Annotated in this window: 14 protein-coding genes and 1 pseudogene; 10 read left to right on the forward strand and 5 right to left on the reverse strand. The window is 61.5% G+C overall.

Annotated elements, in window-relative coordinates:
- Positions 1 to 24 precede the first annotated feature (24 nt).
- Positions 25 to 1,770: an NADPH-dependent assimilatory sulfite reductase hemoprotein subunit gene (locus tag M9924_18860; GenBank protein MCO5066451.1), complete on the reverse strand. Its 1,746-nt coding sequence runs from the start codon at positions 1,768 to 1,770 to the stop codon at positions 25 to 27.
- Positions 1,760 to 3,595 carry an assimilatory sulfite reductase (NADPH) flavoprotein subunit gene (locus M9924_18865; GenBank protein MCO5066452.1) on the reverse strand — a complete coding sequence of 612 codons (1,836 nt, stop codon included), beginning with the start codon at positions 3,593 to 3,595 and terminating at the stop codon, positions 1,760 to 1,762. Before M9924_18865 ends, M9924_18860 begins: the two co-directional genes overlap by 11 nt.
- A gap of 399 nt (positions 3,596 to 3,994) precedes the next feature.
- Between M9924_18865 and M9924_18870 the strand changes: the two genes are divergently transcribed.
- Complete coding sequence (locus tag M9924_18870) at positions 3,995 to 4,294, forward strand: XRE family transcriptional regulator (protein ID MCO5066453.1); 300 nt, start codon at positions 3,995 to 3,997, stop codon at positions 4,292 to 4,294.
- A 303-nt stretch (positions 4,295 to 4,597) separates the two neighbouring features.
- Here M9924_18870 and M9924_18875 read toward each other — a convergent pair whose 3' ends face one another.
- Positions 4,598 to 5,440 carry a LysR family transcriptional regulator gene (locus tag M9924_18875; GenBank protein ID MCO5066454.1) on the reverse strand — a complete coding sequence of 281 codons (843 nt, stop codon included), beginning with the start codon at positions 5,438 to 5,440 and terminating at the stop codon, positions 4,598 to 4,600.
- 109 nt (positions 5,441 to 5,549) lie between these two features.
- On the opposite strand from M9924_18875, the gene M9924_18880 reads away from it, so the two are divergent.
- Entirely contained in the window at positions 5,550 to 6,197 is a 648-nt protein-coding gene (locus M9924_18880) for a 5-formyltetrahydrofolate cyclo-ligase (protein ID MCO5066455.1), read from the forward strand.
- Positions 6,198 to 6,297: 100 nt separating this feature from the next.
- Positions 6,298 to 7,436 (forward strand): annotated as a pseudogene (locus M9924_18885) (cbb3-type cytochrome c oxidase subunit I).
- Positions 7,437 to 7,636: 200 nt separating this feature from the next.
- Here M9924_18885 and M9924_18890 read toward each other — a convergent pair.
- Together M9924_18890 and M9924_18895 are read right to left on the reverse strand one after the other, a co-directional pair.
- Positions 7,637 to 7,987 (reverse strand): DUF488 domain-containing protein, encoded by a 351-nt coding sequence (locus tag M9924_18890; protein ID MCO5066456.1) that lies wholly within the window; start codon positions 7,985 to 7,987, stop codon positions 7,637 to 7,639.
- Positions 7,988 to 8,096: 109 nt separating this feature from the next.
- Entirely contained in the window at positions 8,097 to 8,477 is a 381-nt protein-coding gene (locus tag M9924_18895) for a GreA/GreB family elongation factor (protein MCO5066457.1), read from the reverse strand.
- Positions 8,478 to 8,773: 296 nt separating this feature from the next.
- Here M9924_18895 and M9924_18900 point away from each other — a divergent pair, with 296 nt between their 5' ends.
- From M9924_18900 to M9924_18930, 7 genes are all read left to right on the forward strand, one after another.
- Positions 8,774 to 10,039: a Glu/Leu/Phe/Val dehydrogenase gene (locus tag M9924_18900; protein MCO5066458.1), complete on the forward strand. Its 1,266-nt coding sequence runs from the start codon at positions 8,774 to 8,776 to the stop codon at positions 10,037 to 10,039.
- Between the two features lie 357 nt (positions 10,040 to 10,396).
- Complete coding sequence (gene rnk / locus M9924_18905) at positions 10,397 to 10,795, forward strand: nucleoside diphosphate kinase regulator (protein MCO5066459.1); 399 nt, start codon at positions 10,397 to 10,399, stop codon at positions 10,793 to 10,795.
- A gap of 223 nt (positions 10,796 to 11,018) precedes the next feature.
- Complete coding sequence (gene istA, locus M9924_18910) at positions 11,019 to 12,548, forward strand: IS21 family transposase (protein MCO5066460.1); 1,530 nt, start codon at positions 11,019 to 11,021, stop codon at positions 12,546 to 12,548.
- Positions 12,538 to 13,332 carry an IS21-like element helper ATPase IstB gene (gene istB, locus M9924_18915; protein ID MCO5066461.1) on the forward strand — a complete coding sequence of 265 codons (795 nt, stop codon included), beginning with the start codon at positions 12,538 to 12,540 and terminating at the stop codon, positions 13,330 to 13,332. The genes istA and istB overlap by 11 nt, the downstream gene beginning before the upstream one ends.
- A gap of 142 nt (positions 13,333 to 13,474) precedes the next feature.
- Positions 13,475 to 14,119, forward strand: a complete 645-nt coding sequence (locus tag M9924_18920; GenBank protein MCO5066462.1) for a hypothetical protein — start codon at positions 13,475 to 13,477, stop codon at positions 14,117 to 14,119.
- A gap of 187 nt (positions 14,120 to 14,306) precedes the next feature.
- Positions 14,307 to 14,906 (forward strand): ANTAR domain-containing response regulator, encoded by a 600-nt coding sequence (locus tag M9924_18925; GenBank protein ID MCO5066463.1) that lies wholly within the window; start codon positions 14,307 to 14,309, stop codon positions 14,904 to 14,906.
- 2 nt (positions 14,907 to 14,908) lie between these two features.
- Positions 14,909 to 16,147: an ABC transporter substrate-binding protein gene (locus M9924_18930; protein ID MCO5066464.1), complete on the forward strand. Its 1,239-nt coding sequence runs from the start codon at positions 14,909 to 14,911 to the stop codon at positions 16,145 to 16,147.
- Positions 16,148 to 16,328 lie beyond the last annotated feature (181 nt).

The raw sequence follows: 16,328 nt of genomic DNA on the forward strand, positions 1-16,328 counted from the left end.
TGCCTTATCCTCTCTTGATACCTGTCAATCGTTGAAGAAGCGGCCTTCCGTGACCTCTGGGGCATGGCCCACGCGGATTGCGAAATCGCCGAAGCGTTCGTTTGGCAGGCGCTCGCTCGCGAAATGTTCGATCACCTTGCCGAGCAGTTCGAGAATTGCCTGCTCGCCGACATTCTCCAGCACCATCTTGTTCAGTCGCTGGCCGTGGAAGCCGCCACCGAGATAGAGGTTGTATTTGCCGGGCGCCCGGCCGGTCAGCCCGATCTCAGCGATGTAGGGCCGGGCGCAGCCATTCGGGCAACCGGTCATGCGGATGGTGATCGGTTCTTCGCCAAGCCCATGCCCGGCAAGGATGGCGTCGATCTTCTCCACCAGCTTCGGCAAGTAGCGTTCGCTCTCCGCCATCGCGAGCCCGCAGGTTGGAAACGCCACACAGGCCATGGAGTTGAGACGCAGGCCGCTGCCTTTGTTCAGGCTGGCCAGTTTGTATTCCAATAGCAATGCTTCGATCGCTGGCCGGTCCTCGGGCTCGATATCGGCAATGACAAGGTTCTGGTTCGGCGTTACCCGGAAATTGCCCTTGTGGGTCTGCGCGATGGCGCGCAGGCCATCGAGCAACGCGACGTCGTCGAAATTGCTGACGCGACCGTTTTCCACGAACAGCGTGAAATGCTCGCGCCCATCCTCGCCGCGCTGCCAGCCGATGACATCTCCGTTGGACGTAAAGTCGTAGGGTCTTGCTGGCTCTAGCTGAAAGCCGAGTCGGTCCTCGATCTCGGCCTTGATGAAATCCAGGCCCTTGTCGTCGATCGTGTATTTGAAGCGGGCACGGCCGCGGTCGACCCGGTCGCCATAGTCGCGCTGCACCATCATCACGGCGTCGCAGGTCTCTATCACCTTGTCCTTCGGCACGAAGCCGATGACGCTTGCCAGCCTCGGATAGGTTTTCGGTGCCTGGTCCGTGCGGCCCATGCCGCCGCCGATGGCGATATTGAATCCCTTAAGCTCCCTCCCCTCGATAATCGCGATGAAGCCAAGATCCTGTGCGTAGACGTCGATGTCGTTGACCGGCGGGATGACGAAGCCGATCTTGAATTTTCGCGGCATATAGGTCTTGCCGTAGAGCGGCTCCTCTGGCCAGTCGGTCACGGTGCGCTCCTCGCCGTACCAGATTTCACGATAGGCGCCGGTCTTCGGAATCGCATGGTCGCTCGCCTGCTTGGCCAGCGCGTAGACCTCGGCATGCAGCGCCGAGAGTTCGGGATTGATCGAGGCCATGACGCCGCGCGAATCGTCGCCGCAGGCCGCCTTGGTGTCGAGCAGCACATCATGCAGCCCCTGGATGACCGAGCGCAGATCCTTCTTGTGGATGCGATGGAATTGGAACGTCTGCCTAGTCGTGAGCCTCAACGTCTTGCCGGCATAGGCGCGGCCGAGTTCGTCGAGCTTGAGCCACTGGCTAGGCGAGAGCACGCCGCCGGGCAGGCGCACGCGCGCCATGAAGCGATAGGCCGGCTCCAGCCTCTGCCGCCGACGCTCGTCGCGCAGGTCCCGGTCGTCCTGCTGGTACAGGCCGTGGAATTTCATCAGCTTGATGTCATCGCCAGGCACGGCGGCCGTCAGTTCCGCCTCCAGTCCTGCCGCGATGGTGCCACGCAACTGGTCGCTGCCCGCCTTCAGCGTCTCGTCCGGTCCCAGCCGGTCGAGTGGTTGGGAAAGGTCACGGCTACGATCGGTCCGCCCGTCGCGTGCGATCGTATCAGTAGACATCGACGTGATACCTGCGTTCTTCCTGGAGCCTGCCGATGTAGTCGGCCGCCGCAGCTTTGCTGCCGTTCTTGTGGGTGCGCGCGATTTCGATGAGCGCGGCATGCACGTCGGGCGCGAGCAGTGCGCCGTCGCCGCAGACATAGAGATGCGCGCCCTCCTCCAGCCAGGCGTAGACGTCTGCCGCATGTTCGGCGAGCCGATGCTGGACATAGACCTTGTCCGCGCCGTCGCGAGAGAAGGCGACGTTCATGCGCGACAGCACGCCCTCCTTCAGAAAACCCTGCCATTCGGTCTGGTAGAGGAAGTCGCTGTCAAAGTTGCGTTCGCCAAAGAACAGCCAGGATTTCCCGGCCGCCCCCCGCGCCTCACGCTCCTGAAGGAAAGCACGATATGGCGCAACACCGGTGCCGGCCCCGATCATGATGATGGGAGCATCGTCGCCAGGCAGCCGGAAATGCGGGTTCGGCTGCACATAAACCGGCAGCGCCGCGTCCGGCTCCGCACGCGCGGCAAGATGCCCGGTGGCAACGCCCGCGCGCGGTTCGCCATGGAGCTCATAGCGCACGGTGCTGACGGTCAGATGGATTTCATCCGGCGCAGCGGAGGGGCTCGAAGCGATGGAATAGAGCCGCGGCTGCAGTGGCCGCAACCCTTGGATAAAAGTCTCAGCCTCGATCCCGAAAACCGGAAAACCCCGGACGATGTCGATGACGTGGTTAGCGCGCAGGAAGGTAGACCGGTCCGCGGAATTCGTTTCCCCGCGCAGACCTTCGAGTTCTCTGGCGCCGGTCAGGCTTGCCCAGTGATCGATGAAACGCGGCGTGGCTGCGGTGATCTCGAAGGCTCCTGCCAGCGCCTCACCCAATGTCGTGTTCTGTCCCTTGACGATCACCCCGTCGTCCGGGGATAGCGAGAGCGTGGACAGCAATGCCTCGACCAGCGCCGGATCGTTGCGGGGAACAACGCCCAGCGCATCACCCGGCTCGAACGGCAGCGCCGACCCATCCAACGCCAGTTCGACATGACGCGTTTCCTTGGAGGAACCACGTCCGGTCAGCACGAGGTTGTCGATAACCATCGCGGCTAAGGGATTGCGCTTGTCGATAACGGTGGAAGCAGACGACGGGACCGCAGACGCGACTGATGCCGCCGGCACTGCTGCGGCATCCGTCGAAGCGAGCTTGCCCAGCACAGCATCGACAAAGACGGTTGCCGGCTCTTCATAGTCGACGTCGCAGTCGACACGTTCGGCGAGCCGCGTGGCCCCGAGTTCGGCCAGCCTGAGGTCGAGCCGCTTTCCGGCACCGCAGAAATGTTCATAGGTCGAGTCGCCGAGCGCCAGCACCGCATAGCGCAAATCGGCCAAACGCGGCGCCTTCCTTCCCTCGACGAATTCGAAGAAGCCCATACCCGATAAGGGAGGATCGCCCTCGCCATGGGTGCTGGTGACGATCACGAGATCCTGCTCGTCTTTCAGCCGGCGCACCTTGAAGTCTGCCATGTCGGCCAGGACAGGCTCCAGCCCCCTCGCCCGCGCCTTCTCGGCCAGCATGCGGGCCACGCCTGCGCCGTTGCCGGTTTCGCTGCCGTAAAGGATGGTCAGTGACCGCGTGTCGCCGGCTGTCGATGCCCCGTTGGCTGGCGGAGCGAGCGGCACACCTATTGGCTGGAAGTCGCCCACCTCGGCTCGCGTACCGTGAGCAAGCCCCGCAAAATAGCCGCTCAGCCAAAGTGCCTGGTCAGGCTTGAGCGACGTTGCGATCGCCTTAATCTGTTGCCATTGGCTCTCCGTCAGCCCTGGTCCGTTGAACTCGAATGCCGTCATCCCGCCTGAGCGCGCCTCTCAAATAATTCAGTGGCTGGGAGCTGATTGCCCGCCGCAGCGAGCGACTTTTGGCCGTGAGTTTCGATGCTGACAAACGAATGATATTGCTGCTTGAGCGCAAAAATTTTGCACTCAACGGTGGAGAGAACATCTATTCTCGTAGCTTGAGAAAGCTCGAACTGAATATTTTGCCGCAGTTATGTTTGTTGGGAGATCCTTCCCGCAACACAGATCCAAGATTCCTGAAAACTCTGGACTGGATCCTCTTCTATTAAACCATATAGAGCGCCCCCGAGCTCTGCCCGGGCAGCATCGAGGTCATTTGGTGGTTATCGAATGACGCTTGCAGGTCGGGATTTCCGTCCGCATTCTGCTGGCGTGGCCGGGAAGGAGACAAGCGTGATAACAGGACCTCAATGCAGGGCGGCACGCGCTCTGGTCGAATGGACGAGGGAGCTTCTGGCTCAAAATGCCGGCGTCGACATCGCCCTTGTCGAGTCGTTCGAACGCAAGCTCGAAGAGCCGAGTGCCGGCGATCGACGCAAACTGGAACGCGCGCTCGTGGCAGGTGGCGCCCTGTTTATTCCCGAGAACGGCGGCGGTGTGGGCGTCCGGCTCAAATTCAGTCGTGCTGACGTCCGCCGCATCGCCACGCTCGAGGGAGAAGGCGGGACTGTTGCCTCGGATGATGTGCCTTGAGACGACGTTACGGCCGTGTCCGCAGGGCAGGCAGAGCCGAGGCCGAGATATCGACAGCCTATGAGATCCCGATAGGCTGGAGCGATCTCTCGGAAACGGAAAGGACGGCCCTAAAACGCCTAAACCGAGGTCCTTATCCCAGTCTCGATGAAACTGTTGGACTGCGGCTTATCGACCTTGGCCTGGCAGCGTCGAGGCCTGGCGGAATCGGTATCAGCCGAATAGGTCGCGAGATGGTCATCAACGTGCTGCTCCACGCCCGGCAGGAAGAAGCGGATCGATAGATGCCGCCTTCTCCGGCCGTCAATCGGCCAGGACAACCTCCTTTAACCCGCGCAATGCCTCCTGCACGTCGTTTCGCGCCTCCGCGGATTCCGGATAGACGGCGTAGGCCGGATAGGTGAACTCCGGCGCGCCTTCGACAATTTCCAATTCTCCCGCCGCGATATGGGGCGCCGCCACGCCCCGTCGAAAATACCCCGTCCCGCCTGCGCGCAAAATGTAGTTGAGACCAAGAGGTCCCAGCCCGACCAGAAGTCCCGGCTCCCCGAACGCGGCATTCCCGATGCCGCCTTGCGCGGCGAATTGCGGCCCCCAATCGACATGGACGTAGTCCAGCGGCTCATCCCCCCTGGCCGGCGTCCTGACCAGAATGAGCTGCTCCTCCTCGATGAGTTCAACCTTGAAGCCGGGCAGGAGCTTGGGCGCGTAAAGGACAGCAAGATCGAGCACGCCTGTCCGCAACTGCTCCAGCAGTTGGTCAGGCACGCCGACATGCGCGTGGATCGCGATCTTCGGCTGCTCGCGTTTCATCCAGACGAGCCAGTCGAGCAGCAACGGATTCCATAGGCTCAGTTCGCCTCCCAGGGCCACGACGCTGGTCCGCCCGGGCGGGATTCTGAGTTGCTGGCGCGCACGCTCCCAGATCTGGACGAAGGACTGCGCGAAACGCTCGAACTCGCGGCCCGCCGGCGTTAGCGCGGCGCCGTTGCGGGTCCGCACGAACAGCTGACGGCCGAGCCCTTCCTCAAGTGTTCGGATCCTGGCGCTGACAGTGGTCTGGGTGACGTGAAGACGATCCGCCGCCTTCAGAAAGCTGCCGGTATGGACGATCTCGAGAAACGTCTTAGCCCGGTCGATGTCCACGATGCACTCTCCCTCGATGCAATTTTTTTGCACTCATACAGCATTTAATTCCGTTTGCCTTCCTCTCTGTCGAGTCTCACCCTGCCCTTGAGAGCCTTGGAAACGCGCGATGCCCGACGAAGCCGAAACCGCTGAATATGCATCACCACCCTGCTTCATGCATGAGTTGTCACAGGACTATTGCACCGTACGATCTTCGTCGGATACCTGGAGCGATGTCTCGCGTTGGAGGCAAGCCGAACGCAAGCGTCTCATCGATCAGCGGTTTGCGATCGACGCTGAGGAACGCCAGCTGCGGTCGAGCCGGATCGCCGCACTCCTTGACCTGACGATCGGCAAGTACAGCGGCCGGATCGTCGGCACATATTGGCCATTTCGCGGTGAGCCCGACCTCCGCAACTGGGGGATCAGGGTCATTGAGCGCGGCGGCCGCATCGCGTTGCCTGTCGTGATTCAAAAAGGCTGGCCGCTCGAATACAGGATCTGGACCCCCGGCGATCCGCTGGAACGCGGCGTCTGGAACATTCTCGTTCCCTCGCGCGGTCCGGCAGTGCAGCCGGAAATCGTGATCGCGCCGGTCGTTGGCTTCGACGAGGCACATTATCGTCTGGGCTATGGCGGCGGCTTCTTCGACCGCACGCTGGCCATCATGCCGAAGAAGCCGCTGACGATCGGCGTCGGCTACGCGCAAAGCCGGCTACCGACCATTTACCCTCAGCCCCACGACATTCCGATGGATGTGGTCGTAACGGACTGATCGAGAAGACGCAGGCACTGGTTCCCATCGCGACGACGGTCTGAAAACGCCGTCCTGTTCCGAATCCGCCCCGCCTGCCAACAGAGAAAGGCAGGACGCGATGTCGGATGCAACTACGATTGAAAATGCAAGACCCGGCTTTGCGGCGCGCTGGCTGTTTTCGACCAACCACAAGGATATCGGCACGCTCTATCTCATCCTGTCCATGCTCTCAGGTATTCTGGGCACCGGACTTTCTGTGGCGCTGCGCTTGGAACTGCAGGAGCCGGGATGCAAATCTTCGCCGATCCGAACCTCTACAATGTGGTGGTCAGTGCACATGGGCTGGTGATGATCTTCTTCGTCATCATGCCGGCATTGATCGGTGGTTTCGGCAACTGGTTCATACCTATCATGATCGGCGCGCCGGACATGGCGTTTCCACGGATGAACAATGTCTCGTTCTGGCTGTTGGTGGCGTCGCTCATCCTGTTCCTTACATCCATGTTCGTTCCCGGGGCTTCCGGCAGTCTGGGCCACGGGGGAGGATGGACGCTCTATCCGCCCTACTCGACAGATGGGCAACCGGGGCCTGCCGTCGATCTCGTCATTCTGTCGATCCATCTTTCAGGCGCCTCGTCGATACTCGGCGCCATCAACTTCATCACCACCATCTTCAACATGCGCGCTCCGGGCATGACGCTGCACAAGATGCCGCTCTTTGCCTGGTCGATGCTGGTGACCGCCTTCATGCTTTTGCTGGCGCTGCCAGTGCTGGCGGGAGCGATCACGATGCTCCTGACCGACCGCAATTTCGGCACGACCTTCTTCGCCCCCGCCGGCGGTGGTGACCCGATCCTCTACCAGCATCTGTTCTGGTTCTTCGGCCACCCCGAAGTCTACATCATGATCCTGCCGGGGTTCGGCATTATCAGCCATGTCATCTCGACCTTCGCCAGGAAGCCTGTCTTTGGCTATCTCGGCATGGCGTACGCCATGGTCGCGATCGGCGTGATCGGCTTCGTCGTCTGGGCGCACCACATGTTCACTGTCGGAATGTCCATCGACAGCCAGCGTTATTTTGCTTTCGCCTCCATGGTCATCGCGGTGCCGACCGGCGTGAAGGTGTTTTCCTGGCTGGCAACAATGTGGGGCGGGTCGATCAGCTTCAGGACGCCGATGCTATGGGCGACCGGCTTCGTGCTGCTCTTCACCATCGGCGGCGTTACCGGCGTCGTGCTCGCCAATCCGGGCGTCGACGGCCTCAAACTGGATGGAAATCAGTGTGCGTTTCCGCGCGCAGATCGTTTGCGCGGAACGCTCGGCCGACGGTGCGGTCATCGGCGGAGATCCCGCGGCCGTCACAGCCACGCACGACCTCTGGACATTTTCACGGCCGGTTCCGGTCGATAGCGACCCATGGATCGTTGTCGCGACGGATGGAGGGTAATGCCGGCTGCTCAGCATCCCTCTTCGATATATTCTTTCAGTACGACCGCGTGGTTGTGTGCCTCATCTCTTGCGCCGAAGAGAAGCGTCACACGCCCGTTGGCTTCGCACTGGCGCAGCGTCTCGATCTCGCTTTTCCTTCCGCCAAGCTCGATGCGGTAGCGTCGCCGTAACTCTGCCCACTTTTCCGGATCGTGCCCGAACCATTTGCGCAGTTCAGCGCTCGGCGCGACCTCCTTGAGCCAAAGATCGACGGCGGCTTCTTCCTTTTTGAGGCCGCGCGGCCAAAGGCGGTCGACCAGTATGCGCAGGCCGTCACCTGTCGCCGGCGGCACGTAGACCCGCTTCAGAACGTAGCTCATGATGGCCTCCCTAGCACAAGTGGAAGCAGATCATTGGTATTGGTCGGTTCAATTACGAATATCACCTCCGAAGCCGTCATATCCAGCCAGTGGAAGACGACCACCGAGTTCAATCCGAGCGAATTACCGTGACCGACTGCAATTGACCGCCGGCGGCTCGCCAATGCAGAGTCTGGCCTTCACACAATCCGATGAGCGCTGCGCCGGTCTCGCTCAGGATGGAGATCGGCTTCTCGTGCCGCGGCACGTCCGCCGGATACACAAGCTTGCCCACGCGCTCCTCAGGACATCCTCTTTCCAGAAAGCGCACCATCGATCCCATCGTCACCAGCCCAAACCAAGGCTCGACGAGCGTGGCCCGGGCAAGCTCGCGGTGAAGGAAGCCCGCGATCCTTGGCAATCGAGGCTTTGCGGCTTCGGCAAGCCAGGCGAGTCGGTGGAAGTCGTCGGCGCCGAGTGCAATCGGCGGCAGGGCATGTATCAGGTTCATGGCGGCGCTGGGTCGGTCTGCTGAGGAGGAAGAATGTCCAAAACCCCGCACGCGGCAATTGCGCCGGGGCCTTAATCGCCTGCCTGCAGGGAACCACCCTTGCTCATCATGAAGAGCTTGCGCCGCCGCATCCACATTGAGCCATCGAACGCCGCATGAAATCGGTAGTCAAGCAGTTCTGACCACATAAAGGGCAAATTGCCCAAAATAGGTCAGCAACGCTGTCTTGGGTTGCGATATCAGTGCCTGTCTTTTATGCAGATGCCGCAAATCAAATCCAACTCTCAGGAGCCATGATGCCGGAAGACGGTCTTCTTGATCACGCGCTCGTCCGCCTGGACGAGGCAGCCACCCACCTTAGCATCGACCCGGACGTGATCGAGAAACTGAAATATGCACGAGAAACCACAAAGGTGCGGCTCATGATCCGCATGGACGACGGATCGCGAAAATCCTTTCTAGCCTGGCGCTGTCGCTATGACGACACGCGCGGTCCGACCAAAGGCGGCATCCGCTTCCATCCCAACTCTACCGCCGACGAGGTCGAAACGCTGGCATTCTGGATGACCTTCAAATGTGCCGTGATGAACCTGCCCTATGGCGGCGGCAAGGGCGCTGTTCAGGTCGATCCGCGCAAGCTATCCAAGGCGGAGCTGGAACGGCTGTCACGCGCATACATCCAGGCGTTTGCCCGTATAATCGGGCCAGATCGCGACATCCCCGCACCGGACGTCTACACCAACTCGATGATCATGGGCTGGATGGCGGACGAATATGCCCAGATCGTCGGCGAGGCGGTGCCGGCCGTCATCACCGGCAAGCCGATTGCGCTAGGCGGCTCCCTGGGACGTGGCGACGCAACGGCGCGCGGCGGCTACTATCTTGTCCGCCATCTGGCCGAGGATCTCGGCCTGCACCAGATAATGCGCGTCGCCATCCAAGGGTTCGGCAATGCCGGGCAGCACATAGCCCGCCTACTTGCCGCCGACGGCCACAAGATCGTTGCAGTTTCGGATTCGGAAGGCGCTGTGCGATCCGACGCCGGCCTGCATGTCGACATGCTGATCGACGCCAAGGCCGCAGGCAGGTCCGTTGCCGGCACCATCGGACAGGGCGGACATGAATTCCTTGCCGCCGATGACCTCGTCGCCGTCGATTGCGACCTGCTCGTGCCGGCGGCGCTGGAGAACATGATCGATGAGAAGAATGCCGGCTCCGTCAAGGCCAAGCTGGTGCTGGAACTGGCTAACGGACCGGTGACGCCCGAGGCGGACGACATCCTCGCGAGAAGCGGCGTCGTGATATTGCCGGACATCCTGGCGAATGCAGGTGGCGTCACCGTGTCCTATTTCGAGTGGGTTCAGAACCGGCAGGGCTTCTACTGGACCGTGGACGAAATCCACGGCCGGCTGCGCACGATCATGGAGCGGGAAGGCCGTGCGATCTGGAACGTCGCGAAGGAAAAGAAAGTGTCTGTTCGCACTGCTGCCTATGTCCATGCGCTGGGACGCCTCGCAGAGGCCATCGAGGCGCACGGCACGCAGAGCTTCTTTACCAGCTGACCAGCTGGTCCTGCCCCGCCGCGTTGCTGCGGCGGGACGGTCGCGGCTTGTCACGTGGTTCAACATCATTCGGCTGCTTGACAAAAGTCGGTATTCGGCCATCCTGAAAGCATGATCCGCGCTCGAGCCACTTTTTTCATCTGGATGGTTTCCTCTCCGCGAGGATAGCCCCGGCTCGGATCGTTCGCCCCGAGACCGGGGCTCAAATCGCGGTCGAATCCGGATTAAGTACCTTCGCCTGCATGCGAGCCTGCTGGAATCCTCGGGCACGATCTCCAGAAGCGATCCGTCACCGGATTACCGATAGAGGATAATCACCGCGCCGGCGATCCGGCAGCCAGGTCAAAGAGTTTCATCATGAGCAAACCAAGCATCGTCATCAACAAGACAGATCATGCCCGGCTGGCGCAGCTTGCCAACGGCCTGCTGGAGCGCAAGCCAGAACTGGTGGAAGAGCTGCTGACCGAGCTCGACCGCGCCCGTGTCGTCGAGGCGGCCGGGAAGCTGCGGAACACGGTACAGATGGGATCCTCGCTCGAGTACCGAACCGAAGACGGCCAATCCCGCCATGTCACGTTGGTCTATCCTGCCGAGGCGGATATCGCTCAGGGGAAGGTATCCATTCTCACCCCGATCGGCACGGCCCTTCTCGGCCTGCGCGCCGGCCAGTCGATCGACTTCGTCGCCAATGACGGCCGGGCACACAAGCTGACGATTGTGTCGATCGATGTCTCAGAGGCGGAAGCCGTCCCATGACTGTCACGGGGCGGCCATTGCATGCGAACACCTGACCGCACATAAGCCTCTCCATTGGCCTCATCCATAGGTTAGGGTCTGATCTCGATCTCGCCTTGGAGGCGCGCAATTGTTGATTTCCGCCGAGAACTGACCCGGGATTGCGGGATTTTTCCATCGAGAAGTGACCCATGTTTGAACTCACCCCTGCTTGACGATCGCAGGGGACTTTGGAGTGATAGACATGGCGTTACTGAGCGTTATCCGGCGCTGGCATCTGCGGGATGGACTTTCGATCCGGGAGATTGCGCGGCGCACGGGACTGTCGCGGAACACGATCCGCAAATACCTGCGATCCGACGAGGTCGAGCCCCGCTTTCGGGTGCCGGAGCGGCCGAGCAAGCTCGATGCCTATGCCGAGCGGCTATCTGCCTGGCTGAGGACGGAAGCAAACAGGCCGCGCAAGCAGAAGCGCACGGTCAAGCAGTTGCACGCCGACCTGATGAGCTTCGGCTATGAGGGCTCTTACGGCCGTGTCGCCGCCTTTGCGCGTGACTGGAAAGAAGAGCGTCAGCGGCAGATGCTAACGAGCGGTCGCGGCACCTTCGTGCCGTTGGCGTTCGAGCCTGGTGAGGCGTTCCAGTTTGACTGGTCGGAAGACTGGGCCGTCATCGGCGGCGAGCGCACGAAGCTACAGGTGGCGCACTTCAAGCTCAGCTACAGCCGTGCCTTTGTCGTGCGAGCTTATCCCCTTCAGACGCACGAGATGCTGTTCGATGCACACAACCACGCCTTCCCGGTTCTGGGTGGCGTGCCGCGGCGCGGGATCTACGATAACATGCGCACTGCGGTCGACAGGATCGGCCGGGGCAAGGATCGCCAGGTCAATGCCCGCTTCTCGGCGATGGCCAGCCACTATCTGTTCGAGGCCGAGTTCTGCAATCCAGCCTCGGGCTGGGAGAAGGGACAGGTCGAGAAGAACGTCCAGGATGCCCGCCACCGGTTGTGGCAGCCGATGCCGCGCTTTCCATCTCTGGAGGCGCTGAACGACTGGCTGGAGCAGCGGTGCCGGGAGCTGTGGCAACAGATTCCCCATGGCCTCAGACCCGGAACGATCGAGGACGCCCGGTCCGAAGAGGCCCAGTTCCTGATGCCAATGCCTCGCCCCTTCGACGGCTTCGTCGAATACACCAAGCGGGTCTCGCCTACCTGCCTGGTCCATCTGGAGCGCAACCGCTACAGCGTGCCGGCTTCCTTTGCCAACCGGCCTGTGAGCCTAAGGGTTTACCCGGAACGGATTGTGGTTGCCGCCGAAGGGCAGCTCCTCTGCGAGCACCGCCGCATCATCGAACGGTCGCATGACGGTCCCGGTCGAACCGTCTACGACTGGCGTCACTATCTGGCGGTCATCCAGCGCAAGCCAGGTGCTCTGCGCAACGGCGCACCCTTCACAGAGCTTCCCGAAGCCTTCAAACGGCTGCAGCAGCATCTGCTCAGGAAGTCCGGCGGCGATCGGGAGATGGTCGAGATCCTGGCCCTTGTCCTGCAGCATGATGAGCAGGCCGTGCTGGCGGCAGTGGAGATGGCACTCGAGGCCGGGGTTCCGACCAAGGTCCACATCCTCAATCTCCTGCACAGGCTGGTCGATGGCAAGCCGATCGCGACGCCGGTCGTGGATGCGCCGCAGGCGCTGAGCCTGGCCAAGGAGCCGCAGGCCAATGTCGAGCGCTACGATGCGCTGCGCCAAGCTCGGGAGGTGCGCCATGCGTCATGATCCCGCCAGCGGCGCCATCGTCATTATGCTCAGGAGCCTGAAGATGCATGGCATGGCGCAAGCCGTCGCCGAGCTCACCGAGCAGGCCTCTCCAGCCTTCGAGGCCGCCATCCCGATCCTGTCGCAACTGCTGAAGGCGGAGATGGCAGAACGGGAGGTCAGATCCACCGCCTATCAGCTCAAGGCAGCCCGCTTCCCTGTCTATCGCGACCTGGCCGGCTTTGACTTCGCCAGCAGCGAGATCAACGAGGCCCTCGTGCGCCAGCTCCATCGCTGTGAGTTCATGGACGAGGCCAACAACGTCGTGCTTGTCGGAGGTCCAGGCACCGGAAAGACCCACATCGCCACAGCTCTCGGCGTGCAGGCGGTCGAGCATCATCGCAAGCGTGTCCGCTTCTTCTCCACCGTCGAACTCGTCAACGCCCTTGAGCAGGAGAAGGCCCAGGGAAAGGCCGGCCAGATCGCCAACCGGCTCGCCCATTCCGATCTCGTCATCCTGGACGAACTCGGATACCTGCCCTTCAGTGCGTCAGGTGGAGCGCTGCTGTTCCATCTGCTGAGCACGCTCTACGAGCGCACCAGCGTCGTCATCACCACCAACTTGAGCTTCAGTGAATGGGCCACCGTCTTCGGCGATGCCAAGATGACGACGGCGCTCCTCGATCGCCTCACCCATCATTGTCACATCCTGGAGACCGGAAACGACAGCTTCCGCTTCAAGAACAGCTCGGCAAAGACACCCGCCGCAAAGAAGGAGAAAGCGCCCACCTTGACCAAATCCTGAGACCCAAACCATACATGAGACGGGTCACTTCTCGGCGAAAATCCCGGGTCAGTTCTCAGCGGAAATCAACATCAAATGGTCTCCGGGCAATGACATCTGGGAACTTCACGATCTCAGCAAGGACTATTCGCAGGCGAGAGACGTGGCGGCTGACCATCCAGAGAAGGTCGATGAGATCACAAAGGCATTCGCCGGGGACGCGGAAGCAAACAAAGTGTTTCCCGTCGGCGGTGGATTATGGTCGGCGGTCTTCCATCCGGAAGATGCGCCATCCAATCCCGCCAACGAGTTCAGCTTCACGCAGGAAGTCACTGGCGTTCCGGAGTTCACGGCGCCGAAAGTCGGCGCGCGGAGCAACCTTGTTACGATAGAAGCTGAATTGCAGCCCAACTCGGAAGGCGTGCTCTACGCCTTGGGCGCCTTCTCGGGAGGGCTCGCTCTATGGGTAGAGAACGGCAAGCTCACCTACGAATACAATCTGTTCGAAATCGACAGGACACGCCTTGAAACATCTGAACCGCTACCCAGCGGGAAGGTGAACATTGAGGTGGAGACCCGCAAGGTCGGCACTGACCATGCCGCACCGCTCGATATCGCTATTCGGGTCGGGGGTAAGGAGGTGGCAAAAGGCCGTGTACCGCGTTCGGCTCCAATTGCGTTTACCGCCAACGACGCTTTCGACGTTGGCAGGGACAGCTATTCTCCGGTTTCGCTTACATACTTCGACAGAAAGCCGTTCGCATTCAATGGCGTGATCAAGAATCTAAAGGTCCAATACCTGAATTGATCCAGCGATAGCGAAAGTCTGGATTCGGCGAGCAAAGGCTGTTCGCCGAATCCAGCCGCATATACAACGGCAGTCCAGCTTTTCCGAGCACAAGTAAAGACCGGCACATGAACGGATGCACCGTTGATTTCGGTGACTGTGCGTCCATGCCTTGCGCATTTTCATTGCGCGCGCGAAACATGCCGCGATGTCAACGACGCCCCTCTCCATCCTGGTCATCGACGAAAACCGCATCCGTGCGGCGATCATCGAGGCTGGGCTACGTGAGGCGGGTCACGATCGTGTAACGGTCGTCCACGACGTTGCGGGCATAGCCCGACGCATTGCCGAGATCGCGCCCGACGTCATCGTCATCGACCTCGAGAACCCCAACCGCGATATGCTGGAGAACATGTTCCAGCTCTCGCGCGCGGTGAAACGGCCGATCGCCATGTTCGTCGACCGCTCCGACACTGCCTCGATCGAGGCAGCCGTCGACGCCGGCGTCTCTGCCTACATCGTCGATGGACTGCGCCAAGAGCGGGTGAAGCCGATCCTCGACATGGCGATCAGCCGTTTCAACGCCTTTGCCCGTATGGCTCGCGAACTCGAGGAAGCGCGCGGCGAACTGGAGAATCGTAAGGTGATCGAGCGCGCCAAGGGCATACTCATGAAGTCGCGCGGGCTTTCGGAGGACGAAGCCTATGCGCTTCTTCGCAAGACAGCGATGAACCAGAATCGGAAACTGGCCGACGTGGCGCAGAGCCTCGTGACAGCAGCCGATCTGCTAGGACCCGGGAGCCTCTGAGGATGGCGGAACATGAGATCAGGGCGGGCTTCATGCCCCTTTTCGACAGCGCGGTGCTGGTGACAGCTCGCGAGATCGGCTTCGCGTCGCGGGAAGGCATCGAGCTGAAACTCTCGCGCGAGACCTCCTGGGCCAACATACGTGATCGGATCGCGATCGGCCATTTCGACGTCGCGCACATGCTGGGACCGATGCCGCTCGCCTGCAATCTCGGCCTTACCCCGCTCGCCTCCGACACGATCGTGCCCTTCTCGCTGGGCCTCGGCGGCAATTGCGTAACGGTCTCGAACGCCGTCTGGGACGGCATGATCGTGCACGGTGCGCAGTCGGATCTCGACCCGACCCGAAACGGAACGGCCCTTCGTGGCCTGATCCGTGCCCGCGCCGCCAATGGCGAGGCTCCGCTGCGCTTCGCCGTCACCCACCCGCACTCGGGGCACAATTACGAACTCCGCTATTGGCTCGCCGGTTGCGGCATCGATCCGTCGCGCGAGGTCGAGATTGTCATCGTCCCGCCGCCCTTCATGGCCGATGCGTTGGCGGCACGACACATCGACGGCTACTGCGTGGGGGAGCCCTGGAACAGCGTTTCGGTCGTAGCGGGCAAGGGCCACATAGCCACCGTAAAGGCGGCGATCTGGCGCGCCAGTCCCGAAAAGGTGCTCGGCGTGCGCAAGTCATGGGCTCGGGACGCGCCGGAACTCCTGTCATCGGTGCTGCGGGCGCTTCACCACGCGGCACGCTGGTGCCAGGACCCAGCAAATCACAATGACCTGACGGCGCTGATGGCGCAGCCTGCCTTCCTCGGACAACCGGCCGAGATCCAGATGCGGGCGCTAACGGGCCGGCTAGACGTGGGCGACGGCGTGCTTCGGCGCGTGGACGATTTCTTCCTGCCCTTCGACAAGGCGGCGAACTTCCCGTGGAAGAGTCATTCGCTTTGGTTCTACACGCAGATGGTGCGCTGGGGCGATGTCAGGCACACGCGGGCCAATGCGTCGATCGCGCGCGATTGCTACCGTCCCGACCTCTACCGTGCCGCGCTGAAGCCGCTGGGCGTCGCCCTGCCCGGCGCCAACGCAAAGGTCGAGGGAGCGCTGACTTCCGCGACGCCCGTCGGCTCCGCCGGAGCCAGTCTGATTCTCGGTCCGGACGGCTTCTTCGACGGCCGCATCTTCGATCCGGACATGCTGGATGCGTATATCGAAGCGCAGGCGTCAAGCCCGCAAACGACCGATTGACGGCACCCAAGCCGAATTCATGATGCACACTAATTGTGCAACGCAGCATAACCTGTAGCCGATCAGATAGTCAGCCCGACAAAGGCGTCAAGGTTTGTCGGCGCTCAACCTGCTGATTTCCTGTCATAAATCCATTCCGGTTGGAACTGGCACGTTTCCTGCTTCGCCAATTGCGAGGCCG

Source organism: Rhizobiaceae bacterium, from assembly GCA_023953835.1.
GTDB lineage: Bacteria > Pseudomonadota > Alphaproteobacteria > Rhizobiales > Rhizobiaceae > Mesorhizobium_G.